General features: G+C 40.8%; 18 protein-coding genes and 5 tRNA genes. 22 read left to right on the forward strand and 1 reads right to left on the reverse strand.

The annotated features are described in order from the left end of the window. Positions 1-191: 191 nt before the first annotated feature. From LLW17_RS14895 to LLW17_RS14995, 21 genes are all read left to right on the forward strand, one after another. Complete coding sequence (locus LLW17_RS14895) at positions 192-2267, forward strand: amino acid carrier protein (RefSeq protein WP_228231088.1); 2076 nt, start codon at positions 192-194, stop codon at positions 2265-2267. A gap of 13 nt (positions 2268-2280) precedes the next feature. After that, complete coding sequence (locus LLW17_RS14900) at positions 2281-3162, forward strand: ComEA family DNA-binding protein (protein ID WP_228231089.1); 882 nt, start codon at positions 2281-2283, stop codon at positions 3160-3162. Positions 3163-3327: 165 nt separating this feature from the next. Then, entirely contained in the window at positions 3328-4497 is a 1170-nt protein-coding gene (locus LLW17_RS14905; protein WP_228231090.1) for an acyl-CoA dehydrogenase family protein, read from the forward strand. 87 nt (positions 4498-4584) lie between these two features. Further along, positions 4585-4779 carry a 30S ribosomal protein S21 gene (rpsU, locus tag LLW17_RS14910; protein WP_009781174.1) on the forward strand — a complete coding sequence of 65 codons (195 nt, stop codon included), beginning with the start codon at positions 4585-4587 and terminating at the stop codon, positions 4777-4779. Between the two features lie 180 nt (positions 4780-4959). Beyond that, positions 4960-5853, forward strand: coding sequence for a tyrosine-type recombinase/integrase (locus LLW17_RS14915; protein WP_228231091.1), 894 nt, complete (start codon positions 4960-4962; stop codon positions 5851-5853). A 116-nt stretch (positions 5854-5969) separates the two neighbouring features. Continuing rightward, positions 5970-6272, forward strand: coding sequence for a ribosome hibernation-promoting factor, HPF/YfiA family (gene hpf, locus LLW17_RS14920; RefSeq protein WP_228231092.1), 303 nt, complete (start codon positions 5970-5972; stop codon positions 6270-6272). Positions 6273-6369: 97 nt separating this feature from the next. Continuing rightward, a tRNA-Thr gene (locus LLW17_RS14925) sits at positions 6370-6443 on the forward strand. A gap of 93 nt (positions 6444-6536) precedes the next feature. Next, positions 6537-6619, forward strand: a tRNA-Tyr gene (locus LLW17_RS14930). 47 nt (positions 6620-6666) lie between these two features. Further along, positions 6667-6739: transfer RNA gene (locus LLW17_RS14935), tRNA-Gly, on the forward strand. Between the two features lie 159 nt (positions 6740-6898). Beyond that, positions 6899-6970: transfer RNA gene (locus LLW17_RS14940), tRNA-Thr, on the forward strand. A 141-nt stretch (positions 6971-7111) separates the two neighbouring features. Next, entirely contained in the window at positions 7112-8299 is a 1188-nt protein-coding gene (gene tuf, locus LLW17_RS14945; protein WP_228231093.1) for an elongation factor Tu, read from the forward strand. A 102-nt stretch (positions 8300-8401) separates the two neighbouring features. Next, positions 8402-8474 (forward strand) — tRNA-Trp (locus LLW17_RS14950). A gap of 89 nt (positions 8475-8563) precedes the next feature. Further along, entirely contained in the window at positions 8564-8761 is a 198-nt protein-coding gene (gene secE, locus LLW17_RS14955) for a preprotein translocase subunit SecE (RefSeq protein WP_228231094.1), read from the forward strand. Positions 8762-8771: 10 nt separating this feature from the next. Further along, positions 8772-9332: a transcription termination/antitermination protein NusG gene (nusG, locus tag LLW17_RS14960; RefSeq protein ID WP_228231095.1), complete on the forward strand. Its 561-nt coding sequence runs from the start codon at positions 8772-8774 to the stop codon at positions 9330-9332. Between the two features lie 69 nt (positions 9333-9401). Further along, a complete protein-coding gene (gene rplK / locus LLW17_RS14965; protein WP_228231096.1) occupies positions 9402-9839 on the forward strand; it encodes a 50S ribosomal protein L11 in 438 nt (145 codons plus the stop codon). 21 nt (positions 9840-9860) lie between these two features. Continuing rightward, positions 9861-10559: a 50S ribosomal protein L1 gene (gene rplA, locus LLW17_RS14970; protein ID WP_228231097.1), complete on the forward strand. Its 699-nt coding sequence runs from the start codon at positions 9861-9863 to the stop codon at positions 10557-10559. Positions 10560-10569: 10 nt separating this feature from the next. Further along, the gene (gene rplJ / locus LLW17_RS14975; RefSeq protein ID WP_228231098.1) at positions 10570-11091 is read left to right on the forward strand and encodes a 50S ribosomal protein L10; all 522 of its coding nucleotides are present in this window, start codon (positions 10570-10572) and stop codon (positions 11089-11091) included. A 56-nt stretch (positions 11092-11147) separates the two neighbouring features. Beyond that, entirely contained in the window at positions 11148-11525 is a 378-nt protein-coding gene (gene rplL / locus LLW17_RS14980) for a 50S ribosomal protein L7/L12 (RefSeq protein WP_228231099.1), read from the forward strand. Positions 11526-11714: 189 nt separating this feature from the next. After that, positions 11715-15527 (forward strand): DNA-directed RNA polymerase subunit beta, encoded by a 3813-nt coding sequence (gene rpoB / locus LLW17_RS14985; protein ID WP_228231100.1) that lies wholly within the window; start codon positions 11715-11717, stop codon positions 15525-15527. Between the two features lie 86 nt (positions 15528-15613). After that, complete coding sequence (gene rpoC, locus LLW17_RS14990) at positions 15614-19915, forward strand: DNA-directed RNA polymerase subunit beta' (protein WP_228231101.1); 4302 nt, start codon at positions 15614-15616, stop codon at positions 19913-19915. 66 nt (positions 19916-19981) lie between these two features. Beyond that, a complete protein-coding gene (locus LLW17_RS14995; RefSeq protein WP_099646975.1) occupies positions 19982-20296 on the forward strand; it encodes a DUF3467 domain-containing protein in 315 nt (104 codons plus the stop codon). 185 nt (positions 20297-20481) lie between these two features. Here LLW17_RS14995 and LLW17_RS15000 read toward each other — a convergent pair whose 3' ends face one another. Further along, the gene (locus tag LLW17_RS15000; protein WP_228231102.1) at positions 20482-22068 is read right to left on the reverse strand and encodes a peptide chain release factor 3; all 1587 of its coding nucleotides are present in this window, start codon (positions 22066-22068) and stop codon (positions 20482-20484) included. A gap of 449 nt (positions 22069-22517) precedes the next feature. On the opposite strand from LLW17_RS15000, the gene LLW17_RS15005 reads away from it, so the two are divergent. Next, on the forward strand, positions 22518-24496 hold a 1979-nt coding region (locus LLW17_RS15005), incomplete at its 3' end, for a SprB repeat-containing protein (RefSeq protein ID WP_228231103.1).

Genomic DNA, 24496 nt, shown 5'->3' on the forward strand with positions numbered 1-24496 from the left:
TCGGGTTTTTTGTTTTTAAAAGTTACGTGAAATTGAAAATCAGTTTTTGAAGATATTTTGAGAATTATTTAAATTTTCATCGCTAAAGGGGCATTCTGCTCGTTTTTTAAAAGCGTTTACCTTTGAAAAAGCCTAATTTTTTAGCATATTGCGTCTTTCCAGGAAAAAAAGTGTTAAACCAAAAAAATCTTATGAAGAAAATTATTTTTCTTGTGTCTGTTCTTTTGCCCTTATCGGTACTTGCGCAGGACTTAAAAGTAACTGCAGACGTTTCAAACCCTACAACTCAAATTAATGACGGTGTTGCAGAATTAAATGTTACCGGAGGAACTCCGCCCTACAGCTACAAATGGAGTAATCAAAACACACCACTTTCTTCAAACTCTGCAAGCGGTCTTACCGAAGGAATCGAGCATTATGTTGTTGTAACTGATGCTGCTGGTAATGAGGTTGCTGAAGAATTCAAGATAGAAACCGAATCGATTGTTGAAGTATTTAACGGTACCATGACTCCCGCTGTAGCCGGCTTGGGATCAGTACTTTTCTGGGATCCATTTGCGGCAGTAGGTTTGTACGATCCCGTGATCTATGCCGATTTAAAAATGATTGCAATACCGGGATGGGAAACCGGTACACCGTTTAAATATACGCTGAAAGAGTGGCTGGTTGCCGATGGTGGAAAGGTGAAAAAAGGCGAGCCTATAGCGTTGGTTGATCTGAGTAATGGGACTTCAATCACTGTAAATGCTGAAGCAAATGGTACGTTGAAGCATATCAATGAGACCGGAAGTATTATTTACAATCCGGATAATACCGAACACGTAATTCAAACCAATGCCGATGTTTTTGGGGAAATTGTCTACGACGATCCCGTCCCCTTATTACATCCTAACGGCGATAAGCAAACCACCCAGATTCCATTCATTGTGGTGTGGCTTATTTTTGGTGCGGCATTCTTCACCGTGCGTATGGGCTTTATCAATTTAAGAGGCTTTAAGCACAGTCTGGAACTGGCAAAAGGTAAATATGACGATCCTGATGCACCAGGAAGTATAACCCATTTTCAGGCATTAGCTACTGCGGTTTCAGCTACTGTAGGTTTGGGTAATATCGCGGGTGTTGCGGTTGCCGTATCCCTGGGTGGGGCAGGAGCAACGTTCTGGATGATCGTGGCAGGACTACTCGGGATGTCTTCAAAATTTGTAGAGTGTACGCTGGGTGTAAAATACCGGGATATCCTTCCTGATGGCCGGGTGTTTGGTGGTCCTATGAATTACCTGAGATACGGTCTTCAAAAACGAAATATGGGAGGCCTGGGTAAAGTACTTGCAGCCTTCTTCGCGATTCTTGCAATTGGGGCTTCTTTTGGTGGTGGAAATATGTTCCAGGCAAACCAGTCTTTTGAGATTTTGAGTGGTCAGTTTGGCTGGCTTGAAGGTAACGGTTTCTGGTTTGGTCTTACCGTTGCAGTGCTCGTAGGAGTCGTAATTATTGGAGGGATTAACAGTATAGCCAAAGTTACCGGTAAGATTGTGCCTATTATGGCAGGGGTTTACGTACTGGGTGCTTTAACTGTTATATTTATCAATATTGAAAACATAGGCCCTGCATTTTCTGCAATTATTGACGGGGCATTTAGCCCAAGCGCTTTAAAAGGGGGTATCCTGGGTGTACTTATAGTAGGTTTCCAGCGTGCGGCATTCTCTAACGAAGCCGGTGTAGGTTCTGCGGCTATCGCTCACAGTGTTGCCAAGACAAACCATCCGCCATCTGAAGGTTTTGTTGCGCTTCTTGAGCCTTTTATAGATACGGTTGTGGTATGTACCTTAACAGCTTTAGTTCTCATTTTTACCGGGATGCACGAAGTAACGGGTGTTGCAGGAGCAGATCTTACTTCTGACGCTTTTGGTAGTGTCATCAGCTGGTTCCCGTATGTGCTTGCCGCAGCGGTATTCTTATTTGCATTTTCAACGATGATCTCCTGGTCTTACTACGGTATGCGTGCCTGGACTTATTTATTTGGAAAAAGCAAAAAATCAGAGTTACTTTATAAAATCTTATTCTTGTTCTTTGTAGTGGTAGGAGCATCGGTAAGTCTGGGAGCAGTTTTAGATTTCTCAGATATGATGATTCTGGCAATGTCCTTCCCTAACATTATAGGTCTGTATATTATGAGCGGTGAAGTTCGTGCAGATTTAAGGGAATACTTTAGAAAGTTAAAAGCCGGTGAATTGTTTAAAAAACAAAAAGTGGCCAAGAATGCTTAACTAGCTTTAAAATATGAAAGAGTTAAAATCCCATTTCGAACTGGATAACCGGCAGCGAAATGGGATTTTGCTTTTAGTGCTATTAGTACTCGTTAGCTGGGCGTTGTATTTTTTTATTGAACCGCCCCAAAACGACTCCAATTCCAGAGCTTTAAACGAGGAGCAGCTAAACATTTTTGAAGCGCGAATCGATAGTATTCAGAAGCTTCAGGATAGTCTTAATCAGCCAAAAATGTATTCCTTCAACCCAAACTTTATTACCGATTATAAGGGCTATACTTTGGGTATGGAAGTTGAAGAAATAGACCGGTTGTTACGCTTTCGCGAAAGCGGGAAATGGATCAATTCGGCTGAAGACTTTCAGCAGGTGACAGGAGTTTCAGATTCACTTCTGGCCGCTATCGCTCCCTATTTTAAATTCCCGGAATGGGTAAATAAACCGAAAACAAAATATCAGCCCTTTCAAAAGGAGGCCGAGTCGCCCGGTTCAAAAAGTGACTTAAACACCGTGTCGTTTGAAGAATTGATGAAGCTTGAAGAATTAGATCAGGTTATGGCCAGGCGTATTTTGGATTACCGCAGGAAGTTAGGCGGTTTTCTCGATGACCGCCAATTGTATGATGTGTATAGTATTTCAAAAGAACAGGTGAAACAACTTCAAAGTCGTTACACGGTACTTTCCAAACCGGAGATCAAACGAATTGATGTAAATAAGGCAAACGCTTCAGACCTGTCAACCGTGCCTTTTATTACTTTTGATATCGCGCGCGAAATCGTGAATTACAGGACGCTGCATGACGGTATTTCAGATCTGGATGAGCTCCTTAAAATAGACGGAATTACTACCTACAAATTAGATCGAATTAAATTATATTTGTCATCCAACCAAAATTAAGTAGGTGTATTAACGAATATTGAAGTTTATACTTACAGACTTCCTTTCCAATTACCTAATTAACAACATTCCCATTATATATGGGAGCGATTATTTTAGTTCTAATATTCCGGAATCCTGTTTTTAGATAGGGCTTTAATTCCGGTAGGTGAAAAAAGCAATTACATGAACAACGCGTTTTTTTCAGAAGAGCATCAGCTCTTCAGAGAAAGTTTGAGAGATTTTTTACAAAAAGAGGTAGTGCCTCACCTGGATAAATGGGAAGAGAGCGGAACCATAGAACGGTTCATTTGGTCCAAGATGGGAGAGATGGGCTATTTTGGCCTTGCTTACCCGGAGCAATATGGAGGGCTTGAACTGGATACCTTTTATACCGTTATTTTTCTGGAAGAGTTACAGCGCATCAATAGCGGAGGTTTTGCTGCCGCGATGTGGGCACACGCCTATCTGGCGATGACGCACCTCAATGCCGAAGGTTCTCCTGAGATTAAAGAAAAATATCTGGTTCCAAGTATTACCGGAGAGAAAATAGGTTGTCTTTGCATTACCGAACCTTTTGGAGGTTCTGATGTTGCCGGAATGCGCAGCACTGCGGTATTGGAAGGAGACCATTATATACTTAATGGTTCGAAAACCTTCATCACAAACGGAGTCTATTCCGATTATCTTGTCATTGCGGCGAAAACAGCTCCCGAAATGGGCAATAAAGGCATGAGCATTTTTGTGGTAGATCGTAATACCGAAGGTATTTCTGCTACAAAATTAAACAAACTGGGATGGCGTGCTTCAGATACCGGCGAGATCGCATTTAGCGATGTGAAAATTCCGGTTTCCAACCTTATGGGTGAGGAGAATAAGGGTTTTCAATACATTATGCAGCATTTTGCATTAGAGCGGCTTATAATGGGAATCAATGCACACGCCCGCGCAGAGTTTGCATTAGAATACACGCTTGGTTACATGGCAGAGCGAAAGGCTTTCGGGAAAAATCTGGACCGTTTTCAGGCTTTACGGCATGGTGTGGCAGATATGTCTACCGAAGTTGAGGTGATAAAAACCTTCAACTATAATGTTGCTAGAAGTTTGGATAAGGGAGAATATGTGGTTAAAGAGGCCAGTATGTCAAAATTAATGGCGACTAAAATCGCAGACGAAGTAATCTACAAGTGTTTGCAAATGCTGGGAGGTTACGGCTATATGGAGGACTATCCGTTAGCGCGTATGTTTAGAGACAGCAGACTAGGCCCTATTGGCGGAGGTACTTCTGAAATCCTAAAAGAGATTATCGCAAAAATGGTAATCGACAAGAAGGAGTATAAGCCGGCTGCCAAATAAATATAAAAATAGTATTGCGGGTTGTGAAGATTGAATTATCTTTGCCGCCTGTAAACAGATAAGAATTTAAAGAAAGGAGGTACCACTATGTTAATTATACCAGTAAAAGACGGAGAAAATATCGATAGAGCGCTGAAGCGTTTCAAGAGAAAATTTGATAGAACGGGAACTATGCGTAAGCTGCGTGATCGTCAGGCATTCACAAAACCTTCTGTAGAACGTAGAAGAGAAATTCAGAAAGCCTCATATATTCAAGGTCTTCGCGATCAGGAGAATATTTAATATTCCGTCAGTAAAGTTTACACTTTACATGGCATTATTAACAGAAAGACTTATCCTCTTTCCATTAATATAAAATTAAACCGTCAGTTTTTCTGGCGGTTTTTTTATTTACAACAGTTTGGGTTGTGGTAGATTGCCGATGAATACCTATCTTTTGAATCTATCTAATAAGAACTAAAATTGGCCCTTTCTTCATTCATAGACTATCTCAATCTCGAGCGTAAGTATAGCAGGCATACGGTGACGGCATATAGCCGGGATATAGAATCATTTCTAGACTTTTTAGATACAGAATATGGAGCAATGCCTGTGACTGAGGTTTCGTATCCGCTTATTCGCTCCTGGGTTGTGAAGTTGGGTGACGAGGGTTTGGGTAATCGTTCTGTAAACCGAAAGGTGGCGTCGTTAAAGGCGTATTTTAAATTCTTGCAGAAAACAGGAGTTTTGCAACAGTCCCCGCTTGCAAAGCATAAATCCCTTAAAGTTAGGAAAGAGATTCAGGTTCCTTTTTCGGGAGATGAGATAGATGCCGTGTTGGGAGAGTTGAGTAGCAGTTCTGATTTTGAATCGTTGCGGGATTTGGCAATGGTATCTTTATTTTATGCTACAGGTATGCGCAGGAGTGAGTTGATCAACCTGAGGGTCAAAGATGTTGATTTGGCCCGGCGAAGCATTAAAGTGCTTGGAAAGCGCAACAAAGAGCGAATCATTCCGTTAATAAATTGGTTGGTCGATATTTTAAATACTTATATCGATCAGCGCAATCAGTGTTTTGGAGCTGAAAATGATAGGCTTTTGCTTACTAACAAGGGTGAAAATCTGTACGATACGTTTGTTTACCGAACAATAAATCGCTACTTTAGTAAGGTGTCCCAAAAGACAAAGACGAGTCCGCATATGTTGCGGCATACTTTTGCAACCCATTTGCTTAATAACGGAGCAGATTTGAATGGGGTCAAAGAATTACTGGGGCACGCCAGTTTAGCATCTACTCAGGTGTACACGCACACGAGTATGGCTGAGCTAAGTAAGGTATATCAAAAGGCTCACCCGCGTAATCGCAGCGACGACTAAAACGTTTGCGTTTGATGTAGTGGGCTTAATCGAATTGTCAGATTCAAAAACTGATAATAAAAGTCTCCGTTTAATGGAGTATATCTAACCAAGTAGTAATCTTAAAATGTGAACCTATGAAAGTAAGCGTGCAAACCCCACACTTTGTAGCAGACCAAAAGCTCATTAATTTCATTCAAAAAAAGATGGATAAGCTAGAACAGTTTTATGATCATATAATTTATGCGGATGTTTTTTTGAGATTAGAGAATACAAGTGATCGTCAGAACAAAATTGTTGAGATTCTGCTGAGTGTTCCCGGTAACGAGTTGATTGTCAAAAAACAAGCTAAATCATTTGAAGAAGGAGCCGATAGTTGCGCACAATCTTTAGAAAGACTTTTGGTAAAGCGGAAGCAAAAAATTAGGGCAAGTGCTTAAAAAAAGTTGAAAATATTTTTGTCAATTGTAAATTTATTCTACATTTGCAGTCCGTTAGAAATAGCGGACTTTTTTATGCTTGAAGAGGTGATAAAAAGCCGATGTAGCTCAGTTGGCTAGAGCACGTGATTTGTAATCTCGGGGTCGGGGGTTCGAGTCCCTTCATCGGCTCATAATTTAGAAGTTTTGAATCGTGAAAATGATTTAAAGCTTTCGCAAAACGCAGAAATCGGCGTTTTTTGAAATATTGAATATACCAATATTGGGGAGATACTCAAGCGGCCAACGAGGACAGACTGTAACTCTGTTGTCATTAGACTTCGCAGGTTCGAATCCTGCTCTCCCCACTTTTATTTTGGCAGTTTATAATTTTTTTATAATTTTGCCGCCCAATGCGGGAGTAGCTCAGTTGGTAGAGCGTCAGCCTTCCAAGCTGAATGTCGCCGGTTCGAACCCGGTCTCCCGCTCTAGAATGCTTGTGGTTTTACCATAAGATTTTAAATTTCTTAAACCAAATCTGATAGGCTTTGGTTGTGGTCCTTAATCGGACTATTAAGCCCTTTAGCTGAAGAGGTCAGCCCGGGTAATTCAGGCTTCGGCCGCAATTGAAGGGTATAAGTTTCTAAGCCGACGTAGCTCAGGGGTAGAGCGTTTCCTTGGTAAGGAAGAGGCCACGGGTTCAAATCCCGTCGTTGGCTCAATAGCAGTCGCTGCTGGTAAGAAAATAATGAGTGCTTTTGGTGCTCAATTTTTTGCGTTTGGGTAAAACCATAGCCGGCGTATCAGGTGCGTTTAAAATTAAACACTAATAATAACTAAGATTAAAAATTATTTAAATCATGGCAAAGGCAACATTTGATCGTTCCAAACCTCACTTAAATATTGGTACTATTGGGCACGTTGATCACGGTAAAACTACCCTGACTGCTGCTATTACCACTGTACTTGCGAGAGCAGGTCTTTCTGAATTAAGAAGCTTTGACTCTATTGACAACGCTCCTGAAGAAAAAGAAAGAGGTATTACTATTAATACATCTCACGTAGAGTATTCAACTGCTAACCGTCACTACGCACACGTTGACTGTCCAGGTCACGCGGATTATGTTAAAAACATGGTTACTGGTGCTGCTCAGATGGACGGTGCTATTCTTGTTGTTGCTGCGACTGATGGTCCTATGCCACAAACTCGTGAGCACATCCTTCTTGGTCGTCAGGTAGGTATTCCTCGTATCGTTGTATTCATGAATAAAGTGGATATGGTTGATGATGAGGAGCTTTTAGAGTTGGTAGAAATGGAAGTAAGAGATCTTCTTAGCTTCTATGAGTATGATGGTGACAATGGTCCTGTTGTACAAGGTTCTGCTCTAGGTGCACTTAATGGTGAGGAGAAATGGGAAGAGAAAGTTATGGAGCTTATGGAAGCTGTAGATAACTGGATTGAACTTCCTGCTCGTGATGTTGATAAGCCATTCCTTATGCCTATCGAAGATGTATTCTCTATTACAGGTCGTGGTACTGTAGCTACCGGTCGTATTGAGACTGGTGTTGCTAACACCGGAGATCCAGTAGAGATCATTGGTATGGGTGCAGAAAAACTTACTTCTACTATCACCGGGGTTGAAATGTTCCGTAAGATATTAGATAGAGGTGAAGCTGGTGATAACGTAGGTATCTTATTGCGTGGTATTGAGAAAACTCAAATCTCTCGTGGTATGGTAATCGTTAAGCCAGGTTCTGTGAAGCCACACACTAAATTCAAAGCTGAGGTTTATATCCTTAAGAAAGAAGAAGGTGGTCGTCACACTCCATTCCACAATAACTACCGTCCACAATTCTACGTGCGTACGACAGACGTAACTGGTAATATTTCTCTTCCTGATGGAGTAGAAATGGTAATGCCAGGAGATAACCTTACAATCACTGTTGAGTTGATTAACTCAATCGCGATGAACGTAGGTCTTCGTTTCGCAATCCGTGAAGGTGGTAGAACTGTAGGTGCTGGTCAGGTTACTGAAATTTTAGACTAAACAGGTACGGATTACCGAAGTATATAAAATTAAGGCGTCCGTGAAAATAACGGATGCCTTGATTTTTATAATCAATTTCCAAAGCTTTTAAAGCTTAAGGATACGGGTTTAGCTCAGTTGGTAGAGCACTGGTCTCCAAAACCAGGTGTCGGGAGTTCGAGCCTCTCAACCCGTGCTACGCACAGCGTAAAAAGGTGTATGTGTAATCACAAAATGTGATATTATTTAAAAAGGCTTTGGTCTTTTAAAATGCTTAAAAATATTATGGCCGGATTTATTAATTACATTCAGGAGTCTTACAACGAATTGAAAAATCACGTAACCTGGACTCCGCTTTCAGAAGCTCAGCGCCTTACAGTTGTAGTGGCAGTTTTTACTATCGTCTTTTCTCTGGCAATCTGGGGAGTTGACACCGTTTTTAGTAGAGCAATCAAAGCATATTTCAATCTGGTAGGAGCTTAAAAAAATCACAATGGCTATAACAAACAATACCAAAGATAAAGACTGGTACGTGGTAAGGGCCGTAAGTGGTCAGGAGAACAAGGTTAAAGGATATATCGAGCAGGAAATATCCCGTTTTAATCTTGAAGAATACATCGAGCAGGTTCTTGTTCCTACTGAAAAAGTAGTGCAGATCCGAAACGGTAAAAAAATTAATAAAGAGCGTGTTTACTTCCCCGGTTATATTATGATTCACGCGAATCTTGGTGGTGAAGTAACGCATATGATTAAATCTATTAATGGAGTTATTGGATTCTTAGGTGAGACAAAAGGAGGAGATCCTGTGCCGCTTAGAACATCTGAAGTTAATAGAATGTTAGGTAAAGTTGATGAGTTGTCTGTTAAAACAGATAACGTTGCTATACCTTTTGTAATGGGAGAGACTGTTAAAGTAATAGACGGTCCTTTCAATGGATTTAACGGTACGGTTGAGAAGATTAATGAAGAGAAGCGTAAGCTTGAGGTGATGGTGAAAATCTTCGGTAGAAAGACCCCGTTAGAGCTGAGTTACATGCAAGTTGAGAAAGTATAAGTGTTACACATATATCAGATATCGTTCTTCTGCTTCCACTAAAGGGCATATCAAACTAAATTTTTAAAAATGGCAAAAGAAGTAAGTAAGGTTGTTAAGTTGCAAGTTAAGGGGGGTGCGGCAAATCCGTCTCCACCTGTTGGACCAGCTTTAGGTGCTGCCGGTGTTAACATCATGGAGTTTTGTAAGCAGTTTAATGCTAGAACCCAGGATAAAGCCGGTAAAGTACTTCCTGTAGTAATTACTGTCTATGGTGATAAGTCTTTTGACTTTGTGGTTAAAACACCACCTGCTGCCATCCAATTGATGGAAGCAGCGAAGATCAAAGGGGGTTCTGGTGAGCCTAACCGTAAAAAAGTTGCTAGTGTAACTTGGGATCAGATCAAAGCGATCTCTGAAGACAAAATGCCAGATCTTAATGCATTTACAATAGAAAGTGCAATGAGAATGGTTGCAGGAACTGCCCGTTCAATGGGAATAACTGTAAAAGGACAGGCTCCTTTTTAACATCCGAAAAAGCAATTTAAAATGGCAAAAGTAACAAAAAAGCAAAAAGAAGCACGTGCTAAGGTAGATGCTAACGCTACGTATACATTGGCTGAAGCTTCTGCTTTAATTAAAGAAGTAAGCAAAGTTAATTTTGATCCTTCTGTTGACTTGGCTGTACGTCTTAATGTAGATCCGCGTAAAGCGAATCAAATGGTTCGTGGTGTGGTGACACTTCCTCACGGAACAGGTAAAGATGTAAAGGTTCTTGCTCTGGTAACCCCAGATAAAGAAGCTGAAGCTAAAGAAGCAGGAGCTGACTTTGTAGGTCTTGATGAATATTTGGAGAAAATCAAAAACGGCTGGACAGATGTTGATGTAATCATCACTATGCCTAGCGTAATGGGTAAATTAGGTCCTTTAGGACGTGTGTTAGGTCCTCGTGGTCTTATGCCAAACCCAAAAACCGGTACCGTAACAATGGATGTGGCTAAAGCTGTATCTGATGTTAAGGCTGGTAAGATTGATTTCAAAGTTGATAAGACTGGTATTGTACACGCTGCAATTGGTAAAGCATCTTTTGATGCAGACAAGATCGCAGCTAATGCAAGAGAATTGATAACCACATTGGTAAAATTAAAGCCTACCGCTGCTAAAGGTGTATATATTAAGAGTATATACATGTCTAGTACTATGAGTCCTAGTGTAGCTGTAGATTCTAAACGTTTTGCTGAGCAGTAAAAGTTAAATTATGACAAGAGAAGAAAAATCACAGGTAATTGAAGATTTGACTGCGCAGCTGGCTGAAAGTGCTCATATTTATTTAGCAGATATCTCTGGCTTAAATGCAGAGAATACTTCAAAATTAAGAAGAGCCTGCTTTAAAGCAAACGTGAAGCTGGCCGTGGTTAAAAATACATTGCTTGCAAAAGCAATGGAGAGCTCAGATAAGGATTTTGGTGAATTGCCTTCTATACTTAAAGGTAACACTTCTATAATGCTTTCTGAAACCGGTAATGCACCTGCAAAGGTTATTAAAGAGTTTCGTAAGAAATCTGATAAGCCTTTACTTAAAGGAGCATTTATCGAAGAGGCTATCTACATTGGCGATAATCAACTGGATGCGCTTGTAGATATCAAATCGAGAGAAGAACTCATTGGAGACATTGTTGGTCTTCTTCAATCACCAGCTAAGAACGTTATTAGCGCTCTTAAATCTGGAGGTTCAACGATTGCAGGCCTTGTGAAAACCCTTCAGGAACGAGAAGGTTAAAATACGTACGCACTTAATTATATATAATAGAAAATTTTTTTAAAAACGATAGAAAAATGGCAGATTTAAAAGATTTCGCAGAACAACTAGTTAACTTAACCGTAAAAGAGGTAAATGAGTTAGCTAAGATTTTAAAAGAGGAGTATGGTATCGAGCCTGCAGCTGCTGCTGTAGCTGTTGCTGGTGGCGGTGCTGCTGGTGGTGAGGATGCTGTAGAAGAGCAAACTGAATTTGATGTAATTCTTAAAGCCGCTGGTGGTTCTAAACTTGCAGTTGTAAAACTTGTAAAAGAATTAACCGGAGCTGGTCTTAAAGAAGCAAAAGAGCTTGTTGATAACGCACCAAGCCCAATCAAAGAAGGTATCGCTAAAGACGAAGCAGAAGCTATCAAAGCTCAATTAGAAGAAGCTGGAGCTGAAGTTGAGCTTAAGTAAGCTTAACTCCTATAAATACAAAGGTTTAGGTCTTTTGCCAAGTGCAAATAGACCTAAACCATTTGTCGTATATAAGGTTTTCCTATAAATACGACGCATTATTGCCTTAGATTTCTTATGTTAAGAAATCTCTGAGTCTCTGAATAGTCAGATTCTCAATTTATTTTAATTAAATTCCGTTCGTTGAAGATGCAAGCAAAACAAGCTGAAAGACTGAATTTCTCATCGGTAAAGAACAGACCTGAATATCCCGACTTTTTGGATATACAGATAAAATCATTTCAGGATTTCTTTCAATTGGAGACCAAGTCTGAAGAAAGAGGAAATGAAGGACTTTACAATACCTTTCTAGAGAACTTCCCAATTACGGATACCCGTAACAACTTTGTACTAGAATTCTTAGATTACTTTGTAGATCCCCCGAGATACTCTATTCAGGAATGTATTGAACGCGGCTTAACTTATAGTGTTCCACTTAAAGCGCGTTTAAAACTTTACTGTACTGATGAAGAGCACGAAGATTTTGAAACCATAGTTCAGGATGTATATCTTGGTACTATACCCTATATGACTCCAAGTGGTACTTTTTGTATCAATGGGGCAGAACGAGTAGTTGTATCTCAGCTGCACCGTTCTCCGGGTGTTTTCTTCGGCCAGTCCTTTCACGCAAACGGTACCAAGTTATATTCAGCCCGTGTTATTCCTTTTAAAGGTTCATGGATTGAATTTGCTACCGATATTAACAGTGTGATGTATGCGTACATCGATCGTAAGAAAAAGTTACCGGTAACCACACTTTTCCGCGCCATAGGTTTTGAGCGCGATAAAGACATTTTGGAAATCTTCGACCTTGCAGAAGAGGTTAAAGTTTCTAAAACCGGACTTAAAAAATATTTAGGACGAAAACTTGCTGCCCGTGTATTGAATACCTGGCACGAGGATTTCGTAGATGAAGATACCGGTGAAGTGGTATCAATTGAGCGTAATGAGATCGTATTGGATCGTGATACGGTTCTTGAGAAAGAGCACGTAGATGAGATTCTTGATGCAGGTGCTAAAACCATCCTTCTTCACAAAGAGGATAATCAGTTAGCAGATTACGCCATCATCCACAATACCTTACAAAAAGACCCTACAAACTCTGAAAAAGAGGCTGTAGAACACATATATCGTCAATTACGTAATGCTGAGCCGCCAGATGAGGAAACAGCACGAGGTATTATTGACAAATTATTCTTTAGCGACCAGCGTTACAACCTAGGTGAAGTAGGTCGTTACCGAATGAACAAAAAATTAGGTTTAGATATTGGTATGGATAAGCAGGTGCTTACCAAGCAGGATATCATTACCATCGTTAAATATCTTATTGAGTTGATCAACTCAAAAGCGGAGATTGATGATATTGATCACCTTTCTAACCGTCGTGTACGTACTGTAGGGGAGCAGTTATCAACCCAGTTTGGTGTTGGTCTTGCTCGTATGGCTCGTACCATTCGTGAGCGTATGAACGTTCGTGACAATGAGGTATTTACTCCGATTGATTTGATTAACGCGAAAACTCTTTCGTCTGTAATCAACTCATTCTTTGGTACCAACCAGCTGTCTCAGTTTATGGATCAAACCAACCCACTTGCAGAAATCACGCACAAGCGTCGTCTTTCGGCACTAGGGCCCGGTGGTCTTTCTCGTGAGCGTGCAGGTTTTGAGGTTCGTGACGTACACTATACCCACTACGGGCGTCTGTGTCCTATCGAAACTCCTGAAGGTCCAAACATTGGTTTGATCTCTTCTTTGGCTGTTTATGCCAAAGTAAACAATATGGGCTTCATCGAAACTCCATATCGTACCGTAACCGATGGTAAAATAGACTTAGAAAGCAAACCACGCTATTTAAGTGCGGAAGAAGAAGAGGGTATGTTGATTGCTCAGGCAAATAACCCTATGGACGATTCCGGTAAGATTGAAGAAGATCGTGTTATTGCACGAATGGAAGGTGACTTCCCGGTTGTGGAGCCAAACACAGTACATTATGCAGACGTTTCTCCTAACCAGATCGCATCCATTTCGGCTTCATTGATTCCATTCCTGGAGCACGATGATGCTAACCGTGCGTTGATGGGATCAAACATGATGCGTCAGGCGGTTCCACTTTTACGTGCTGAATCTCCTATCGTAGGTACAGGTCTTGAACGCCAGGTAGCTTCAGATTCTCGTGTATTGATCAATGCTGAAGGAGAAGGTGTGGTAGAATATGTTGATGCTAACGAAATCACAATCAAGTACGACCGTACCGAAGAAGAGCGTATGGTGAGCTTTGATGGAGATAGCAAAACCTATCAGTTGATCAAATTTCGTAAGACAAACCAAAGTACTTCTATTAACCTGAAGCCTATCGTAAGAAGAGGCGACCGCGTTAAAAAAGGACAGGTTCTTTGTCAGGGATATGCCACTGAAGCAGGTGAACTGGCTTTGGGTAGAAACATGAAAGTAGCCTTTATGCCTTGGAAAGGGTATAACTTTGAGGATGCGATTGTGATTTCTGAAAAAGTGGTACGCGATGACATCTTTACCTCAATTCACGTGGATGAGTATTCATTAGATGTACGCGATACCAAATTAGGTAATGAAGAATTGACCAATGATATTCCTAACGTTTCTGAAGAGGCAACTAAAGACCTTGATGAAAACGGTATGATCCGCATTGGTGCCGAAGTGAAGCCTGGAGATATTTTAATTGGTAAGATTACTCCTAAAGGAGAATCAGATCCAACTCCAGAAGAAAAACTACTTCGTGCGATCTTCGGTGATAAAGCTGGTGATGTAAAAGATGCTTCGTTAAAAGCTTCTCCTTCATTAAGAGGGGTTGTTATTGACAAGAAACTTTTCGAAAGAGCAATAAAAGATAAGCGCAAGCGCGCAAAAGATAAAGAGGATATTTCTGCATTAGAAGCAGAATACGATCAGAAGTTTGATGAGCTTAAAGCCGTTTTAGTTGATAAATTATTCCAGCTTGTAAATGGTAAGACTGCTCAGGGTGTTAAGAATGATTTAGGGGAAGAAGTATTGCCAAAAGGTAAGAAATTCACGCTTAAAATGCTTAACGCTGTTGAAGACTATACCCACCTTAATCAGGGAACCTGGACTACAGACGATGCAACCAATGCAATGATTGCAGATTTGTTGCACAACTACCGTATTAAGGAAAATGACCTTCAGGGTAACTTGCGTCGTGAGAAATTTACCATCTCTGTAGGGGATGAACTTCCTGCAGGAATTATCAAACTTGCGAAAGTGTACGTTGCTAAAAAACGTAAGCTGAAAGTAGGGGATAAGATGGCAGGTCGTCACGGTAACAAAGGTATTGTTGCACGTATCGTACGTGAGGAGGATATGCCATTCTTAGAAGATGGTACTCCTGTAGATATCGTACTAAACCCGCTGGGTGTACCTTCTCGTATGAACATTGGTCAGATTTATGAAACGGTTCTTGGATGGGCCGGTCAGAAATTAGGACAGAAGTATGCAACGCCAATTTTTGATGGTGCTACTCTCGACCAGATCAATGAACTTACTGATGAGGCAGGTATCCCAAGATTTGGACACACCTATCTGTATGACGGTGGTACCGGTGATCGTTTTGATCAACCTGCAACCGTTGGGGTTATCTATATGCTTAAACTGGGGCATATGGTTGATGATAAGATGCACGCACGTTCAATAGGACCTTACTCCTTGATTACGCAACAGCCATTAGGTGGTAAAGCACAATTTGGTGGTCAGCGTTTTGGTGAGATGGAGGTTTGGGCTCTTGAGGCATATGGAGCTTCGGCTACCTTGAGAGAAATCCTTACCGTGAAGTCTGATGATGTTATTGGTAGAGCCAAGACTTACGAAAGTATTGTAAAAGGTGAGCCAATGCCAGAACCGGGTCTTCCTGAATCGTTCAACGTATTGATGCACGAACTTAAAGGTTTGGGTCTGGACATTCGTCTGGAAGAATAGATACTAAAGGGTTACGCTTCCGCGGAAGCGTAATCTCTTTATAAAGTATCACAAAACAAAAAGAATAATTTTCGACATAAGGTATTATGGCAAGAGATAATGATAAGAATGCAGTAAAGAGATTTGACAAAATCTCTATTGGTCTTGCGTCTCCCGAAGCGATTTTGGCTGAATCACGCGGTGAGGTGTTAAAACCAGAAACAATAAACTACCGTACGCACAAACCAGAGCGTGACGGTTTATTCTGCGAGCGTATCTTTGGTCCTGTTAAGGATTATGAGTGTGCTTGTGGTAAGTATAAGCGTATACGTTACAAGGGTATTGTTTGTGACCGTTGTGGTGTAGAAGTTACTGAGAAGAAAGTACGTAGAGACCGTGTGGGACACATCAATCTTGTGGTTCCTGTTGCGCACATCTGGTACTTTAGAAGTTTGCCAAATAAAATAGGGTATCTTTTAGGTCTTCCATCCAAGAAATTGGATATGATTATCTATTATGAGCGCTATGTAGTTATTCAGCCGGGTATTGCAAACAACGAAGAAGGAGAGCCATTGCAAAAAATGGATTTCCTAACGGAAGAAGAATACCTAAACGTTCTGGATTCTATTCCACAGGAAAATATGTACCTGGAAGATAGCGATCCAAATAAATTCATCGCTAAGATGGGTGCTGAATGTCTTATTGAATTGTTGAGACGTATTGATCTTAACGAGCTTTCTTATGACCTGCGTCATAAAGCAAACAATGAGACTTCAAAACAACGTAAAACCGAAGCTTTAAAGCGTCTTCAAGTAGTTGAAGCTTTACGTGATGCTAACAAGAACCGTGAAAACCTTCCGGAGTGGATGATTATGAAAGTAATCCCTGTAATTCCGCCGGAATTGCGTCCGCTTGTGCCACTTGATGGTGGTCGTTTTGCGACTTCAGATTTAAATGACTTATACCGTCGTGTGATCATTCGTAACAACCGTTTGAAGCGTTTGATGGAAATCAAAGCTCCAGAGGTAATCTTGCGTAATGAGAAGCGTATGCTTCAGGAAGCGGTAGATTCATTATTTGATAACACCCGTAAGTCTTCAGCTGTAAAAACCGATTCTAACAGACCTTTAAAGTCACTTTCTGACTCACTTAAAGGTAAGCAAGGTCGTTTCCGTCAGAACTTACTTGGTAAGCGTGTTGATTACTCTGCACGTTCGGTAATTGTTGTAGGACCAGAATTAAAACTTTACGAGTGCGGTCTTCCAAAAGATATGGCTGCTGAACTTTACAAGCCTTTCGTAATCAGAAAACTGATTGAGCGTGGTATTGTAAAAACCGTAAAGTCCGCTAAAAAGATTATAGATAAGAAAGAGCCTGTAGTTTGGGACATCCTGGAAAACGTTCTTAAAGGACATCCGGTGTTGCTAAACCGTGCTCCAACGCTTCACCGTCTGGGTATCCAGGCGTTTCAGCCTAAATTGATTGAAGGTAAGGCGATTCAGCTTCACCCATTAGTTTGTACGGCATTTAACGCAGATTTCGATGGTGACCAGATGGCGGTTCACCTTCCATTAGGACCTGAGGCTATTCTTGAAGCTCAGATGTTAATGCTTGCTTCAAACAATATCCTTAACCCTGCTAACGGTGCGCCTATTACCGTACCTTCTCAGGATATGGTATTGGGTCTGTATTATATGACCAAAGCGCGTAAGAGTACTCCGGAACATCCAATTCTTGGAGAAGGGATTACATTTTACAGCCCTGAAGAAGTGGTTATTGCTCACAACCAGAAGCGCGTAAATATTAACGCGATCATTAAGATACGTACCAAAGATTTCAATGAAAATGGAGAATTAGTTCCACAAATCATTGAGACTACTGTAGGTCGTGTGTTATTTAATGAGAGTGTACCGGAAGAGGCGGGTTACATTAACGAAGTGTTGACTAAAAAGTCTCTACGTGATGTAATTGCCAGAATATTAAAATTAACCAGTGTTCCACGTACTGCCGAGTTCCTTGACAGTATCAAAACACTAGGATATACCTTCGCATTTAGAGGAGGACTTTCGTTTTCGTTAGGGGATATTATTATTCCTGCAGAGAAATATGAGATGATTGAAGAGGCCAATACGCAGGTAGACGGTATTATGTCTAGCTATAATATGGGTCTTATTACTAACTCAGAGCGTTACAATCAGGTAATTGACGTTTGGACGTCAACCAATGCTTCGCTTACTGAGTTATCTATGAAACGTATCCGTGAAGACCAGCAAGGTTTCAACTCGGTATATATGATGCTTGACTCAGGTGCTCGTGGATCTAAAGAACAGATTCGTCAGTTGACCGGTATGCGTGGATTGATGGCTAAGCCTAAGAAATCAAATGATGGAGGTGGAGCAATTATTGAAAACCCGATTCTTTCTAACTTTAAGGAAGGTCTTTCAATTCTTGAATACTTTATCTCTACTCACGGGGCGCGTAAAGGTCTTGCCGATACCGCACTTAAAACTGCGGATGCGGGTTACTTAACCCGTCGTCTGGTAGACGTTTCTCAGGATGTGATTGTAAACAGTGAAGATTGCGATACCTTAAGAGGTGTTGAAGTATCTGCACTTAAAAAAAACGAAGAAGTTGTAGAAACTCTTGAAGCTCGTATTATAGGTCGAATCGCTCTTAATGATGTGATTAACCCATTAAACGGTGAAGTACTTGTTGTTGCAGGTCAGGAAATCAGTGAAGAGTTGGCTGCAGAAATCACTAAAGCGCCTATTGAAAGCGTAGAAGTGCGTTCTCCACTTACTTGTGAAGCTCCTAAAGGAATCTGTGCAAAATGTTACGGTAGAAACCTTGCGACCAATAAGATGGTGCAGATGGGTGAAGCTGTAGGTGTTGTTGCTGCTCAGTCAATTGGTGAGCCGGGTACACAGCTTACGCTTCGTACTTTCCACGTGGGTGGTATTGCAGGTAACATTTCAGAGGAAAACAAAGTGGTTTCTAAATTCGATGGTCGTCTGGAGATTGAAGATCTTAAGACTGTTGAAGGTGAGGCGCCAGATGGTTCTACTTCTAATATCGTTATTTCACGTACCTCAGAAGCTAAAATCGTTGACGCTAAAACCGGAATTTTACTAAGTACAAATAACATTCCTTACGGTTCTCAGCTCTTTATGAAAGACGGAGATAAAGTAACTAAAGGAGATGTAATCTGTACCTGGGATCCATTTAACGGGGTTATTATTTCTGAATTTGCCGGTAAGATCAAATACGAGAATATAGAGCAAGGTTTAACCTATCAGGTAGAGACCGATGAACAAACCGGTTTCCAGGAGAAGGTTATTTCAGAATCGCGTAACAAGCGTATGATTCCTACCCTGCACATTATGGGTAAAAAAGACGAAATAATTCGTTCCTATAACTTACCGGTAGGTGCTCACTTGATGGTAGATAACGACGAGAAGATTAAAATTGGTAAAATCCTGGTTAAAATACCACGTAAGTCTGCAAAAGCAGGGGATATTACCGGTGGTCTTCCACGTGTAACCGAATTGTTTGAAGCACGTAACCCATCTAACCCTGCTGTAGTAAGTGAGATTGATGGTGTGGTTTCTTTCGGTAAAATCAAGCGTGGTAACCGCGAGATTATCGTTGAATCTAAACTTGGAGAAGTTAAGAAATACCTGGTTAAACTGTCGAATCAAATCCTTGTTCAGGAAAATGACTTCGTAAGAGCAGGTATGCCATTATCTGATGGTTCTGTAACTCCGGAGGATATTCTTGCAATCAAAGGGCCATCTGCTGTTCAGCAGTATTTAGTAAATGAGGTTCAGGAAGTATACCGTTTACAGGGTGTGAAGATTAATGATAAGCACTTTGAGGTGGTTGTTCGTCAAATGATGCGTAAAGTACGCATTCAGGATCCGGGTGATACCATCTTCTTAGAGAATCAATTGGTACACAAAGATGACTTCATTGCAGAAAATGATGCTATTTTCGGAATGAAAGTTATTGAAGATGCCGGTGACTCTGATACCTTAAAGCCTGGTCAAATCATTTCGCCAAGAGACTTGAGAGATGCAAACTCAATCTTGAGAAGAGAAGATAAGACCTTAGCAACAGCTCGTGACGTTGTCGCAGCAACTGCTACTCCGGTTCTTCAGGGTATTACCAGAGCTTCGCTTCAAACCAAGTCCTTTATCTCTGCGGCTTCGTTCCAGGAGACAACCAAGGTTCTTAACGAAGCGGCTGTAAGCGGTAAAATAGATGAACTTGAAGGTCTTAAAGAGAATGTAATTGTAGGTCACAGAATTCCTGCCGGTACCGGTCTAAGACGATACGATAAGATTATCGTAGGTAGCAAGCAAGAACTTGAAGAACTCAATGCAGCTCGAGAAGAAGTAAACTTTAATTAATAATTATACAGAAAACAGCTTCATTTTTAATGAAGCTGTTTTTTTATACCCAAATGTCAGATTATCATGGCTGAAGAAGATAAAAATCAAAACCCGCAGTTAAATATAGAACTTGATGAAGCGACAGCTCAGGGGCAATATTCGAACCTTGCAATAATTAATCACTCTATTTCGGAGTTTGTGGTTGACTTTATAAATATTATGCCGGGCACTCCTAAGAGTAAAGTAAAGTCTCGAATAATTTTAACACCACAACATGCAAAACGTTTGGCAAAAGCCCTTCAGGAAAATGTGAAGCGTTTTGAGCAGGCTCATGGTGAAATCAAAGATTATGAGAAGCAACCCATTCCGTTGAATTTTGGTCCTACCGGTCAGGCCTAATTTTTAACCTTAAAAACTGAATTTGGGCGTTATTCTCAAATTCTATGCAGTATTTTAGAATCATAAATTTTAATTATACCTTATAAAAAAGAGGCTTTAAATCAAGCGATTTAAAGCCTCTTTTTTGTTTTTGTTAAGCTGTGCTTATCTAAAGATTTTTGTTTTGATAAAAAGCTTTATTTTGATTAGAACTCAGAAACGAAATGTAATTTGACATTGGGATACTTTTGCTGAGTCATCTGTAAGGTAAATGGCGAATCGGCAAAAAAGACCAATTGACCCCGTTTATCTTTGGCCATAAAACGCTGTTTTACGCGTAAAAACTCCTTAAATTCTTCACTTTTGGGATCTTTCGGCTCTACCCAGCAGGCTTTGTGCACGCTTAGGGGTTCATAAGTACATTTAGCCCCATATTCGTGTTCTAATCGGTATTGAATAACTTCATATTGAAGGGCTCCAACGGTTCCGATAACCTTTCTTCCATTTAATTCGAGCGTAAAAAGCTGAGCAACCCCTTCATCCATCAGCTGATCGATACCTTTTTCCAATTGCTTGGATTTCATAGGGTCAGCATTGTTGATGTATCTAAAATGCTCCGGTGAAAATGCAGGAATTCCCCTGTAATGTATTTCTTCCCCTTCAGTCAGGGTGTCACCTATTTTAAAATTTCCGGTATCGTGAAGTCCAACAATATCACCGGGATAGGAGATATCAACGATTTCTTTCCGCTCTGCGAAAAAAGCATTTGGACTTGAAAACTTCATTTTTTTACCGTTTCTAACGTGTAAATAAGGGGTATTTCGCTCAAAAACTCCTGAAACTATTTTCACAAAAGCCAAACGATCCCGGTGTTTGGGGTCCATATTGGCGTGTATTTTAAATACAAAACCCGTAAAATCGTTTTCGTCTGGTTTAACGATACGTTCTTCACTTTCTTTAGGTCGTGGAGGAGGAGCTATACTGATAAAGCAGTCTAGCAGTTCGCGTACACCAAAATTGTTCAGTGCAGAACCGAAAAAAACAGGTTGTTGCTCAGCCTGAAGGTAGGCATTGCGATCAAAATTGGGATATACACCCGTCACCAGCTCCAGTTCATCGCGCAGGTTATCTGCCGATTTTTTACCTATGAGCTTATCAAGTTCCGGAGACTCAAGGTCTTCAATTTCAACGGTTTCTTCAATGTTTTTTCGACTATCTCCACTAAAGAGGTTTACATTTTTTTCCCAGATATTGTAAATCCCTTTGAAATCATAGCCCATCCCAATGGGAAAGCTTAAGGGGGTAACCGTTAGATTGAGTTTTTGCTCGATCTCATCGAGCAATTCAAAGGCATCTTTACCCTCACGATCAAGTTTATTGATGAACACAATCATGGGGATTTTACGCATCCTACAAACTTCTACCAGTTTTTCGGTCTGCTCCTCGACACCTTTCGCTACGTCAACAACAACAATTACGCTATCTACTGCAGTAAGTGTTCTAAAGGTATCTTCAGCGAAGTCTTTGTGGCCGGGGGTATCCAGGATATTGATTTTGGTGCCATTATATTCAAAAGCCAGTACCGAAGTAGCTACAGAAATACCTCGCTGACGCTCTATTTCCATAAAGTCGCTGGTAGCTCCTTTCTTGATTTTATTAGATTTTACGGCTCCTGCTTCCTGTATAGCTCCACCAAATAAGAGTAACTTTTCGGTTAGCGTGGTTTTACCTGCATCTGGATGCGATACAATTCCGAAAGTACGTCTGCGGGCTATTTCTTTTTTGACATTCATTGGTCTCTTTTTAAGGCTCGCAAATATACTATTTAGAGTTTTATAAAATTATCTATGTAGGTAAAAGCTACATCATACTGTTAAAATGTATTAAAAACTAGCTAAAGCACAACCTTCTGAAATACAGGCTTATGCTGCTGTGTCTTTTAGCTATATAAGTTTTGATTTTAACCAAAAGCCAAGGTAATGTTAAAGAAAACCTTAAGGGGCTATCTATATTTGTCTTAACCCAACTTTAACAAAATTACTAATTCATCGCTAAGCTTCATCCCCCCTTTATGAAGTTTGGTGTGGTTAAAGTTATTCTTATGAATCAGGGGCAATTTTTTTACAATCGGGATACAAATTCCTCTCATCTTTTCCCTTTTCATTATTTCGTTCTCAATATGAGGCTTTTAGGCCTTTGATGATCTGTGCAATGATGCGTTGTCATTTTCAAAAATGCTAATATGAAACAAAAAACTACTTTTCTAAAATTCGGAAATACCTATTTAAATCAGCTCACTTTGATCTTGATGCTGTTTATTTCCGGGGTCTCATTTTCTCAGGTTGCCGGTGTGTCTTTTCCTGACGGAGGTTTTAATATTGATGGTGATTTGGATTCAGATGCATCTACGGGAGACTGGCTTGGAACTCGTTCCAATAGCTATGTTTTTGATATATATCCTGCATTTCCGTTTGGTGATGCCTTGAGGGCCAGCCCTGTTACCGCTGTGTCAACATTTCGAGTCATAGATGCTTATGACGGGAATGATGATATTTTTCAGGGAGGCGGAAAATATACTGATGATCCTTCAACCTGGAAAGTAAATCCTAACGGGAAATCTGGGGGCAAGGGAGATATAAATAACGTTTTATTGCACGTTGGTCAGGATAATAATGGAGATCAGTGGGTAATTGTAGCCAGTGATCGTTTAGTTACCACAGGTACTAGTTATTTAGATTTTGAGTTTTTACAAAAGCCGCTAACCTATAATAATAACACTACAGGTTTTATAACTCAGGGTGTTGACGGGGGAAGAACCGTTGGTGATATCCTGATTTCGGTTTCCTACACCAATGGAGGATCACTCGCGACCGTAAGATATTACGAATGGGAAGTTGACGCAACTTCAGCTCTGGGTTATAATTATATTGAAAATACTTCGACGCTTCCTACCCGTTTTGGAGCAGGTAATATTGGGACTGTTTCTACGAATATAGGAGCATTTGGTGTTAATCAATATACCGCAAATCAATTTGTTGAAGCGGCAATAAATATTAGTGCCTTTTTTAATACAGGTGATCCTTGTGATGGGTTGACCATTGGAACAATTTTAGTGAAGACCAAATCGTCTGATGCAGATACAGCGGCATTAGACGATGTTGTTGCTCCTATACCTGTTCGATTAAATTTAGGTACAGCCGAAATTGATTATGCTGATGCAGATTTTTGCTCACCATCGGCAAGTGTAAATCTTTTAGGTGTGACGGGCGGAACTTTTAGTGCGTCACCTTCCGGACTTACAATTAATTCTTCAACCGGGGAAATCGATGTGGCTAACAGTACTCCGGGAACCTACACGGTTACCTATAGTTTTACAACCGGAACATGTCCTAAGTCGGTTAATACGACCGTTGTAATTCCTGAAACATCGCCTACGCCTACCACCATTAACCAGGATTTTTGCAAAAATACCGGAATAAAGAACTATAATGTTACAGCTACGCCAGGATATACTCTTAATTATTATGCTTCAAACGATCCGGCAGCTAGTCCTTTAGCTACTGTTCCTACAGTAGATACCGACTCTGCGCCTGCAGGATTGTACACGGTATATGTAAGTCAGAATAAGGCAGGATCATGTGAAAGTGATCGTGTGCCTGTAAGTATTCAGGTTGCTTCAGCTTTGGTAGTTAGTGAAAATAAAACGAATGTAGCTTGTTTTGAGGATTCGAATGGTGCTATTGATCTTTCGGTTTCGGGCGGAAGCGGTGCTTATGTGTTTGAATGGAAGGATTCTTCTAATACGGTTATTGCTGCCACTGAAGATTTAAGTGGATTGGAAGCAGGTTCTTATACAGTAACTATTACTTCGGGTAGTTGTGTTTTTACTGAAACATATAACATCACCGAGCCTGTAGCGGTAACGGTAGCTGCATCAGCTACCAATGTAAGCTGTAACGGCGCAGCCGATGGTACCATTACGGTCAGCGGCTTAAGCGCGGGCGCAAGCTATACGATTACTTTAAATGGCGGAGACGGCACAGACCTGAGCGGTCAGAGTGCTTTCGCCCCCGGCACCTATACCATTACGGCCAGTGCTTCCAACGGCAATGGCAACGGCATCTGTGAGGCCACAGCTTCGGTAACGATCACCGAGCCTGTAGCGGTAACGGTAGCTGCATCATCCACCAATGTAAGCTGTAACGGCGCAGCCGATGGTAC

The sequence above is a fragment of the Leeuwenhoekiella parthenopeia genome (assembly GCF_020782115.1).
In the GTDB taxonomy this organism is placed as follows: Bacteria; Bacteroidota; Bacteroidia; order Flavobacteriales; family Flavobacteriaceae; genus Leeuwenhoekiella; species Leeuwenhoekiella parthenopeia.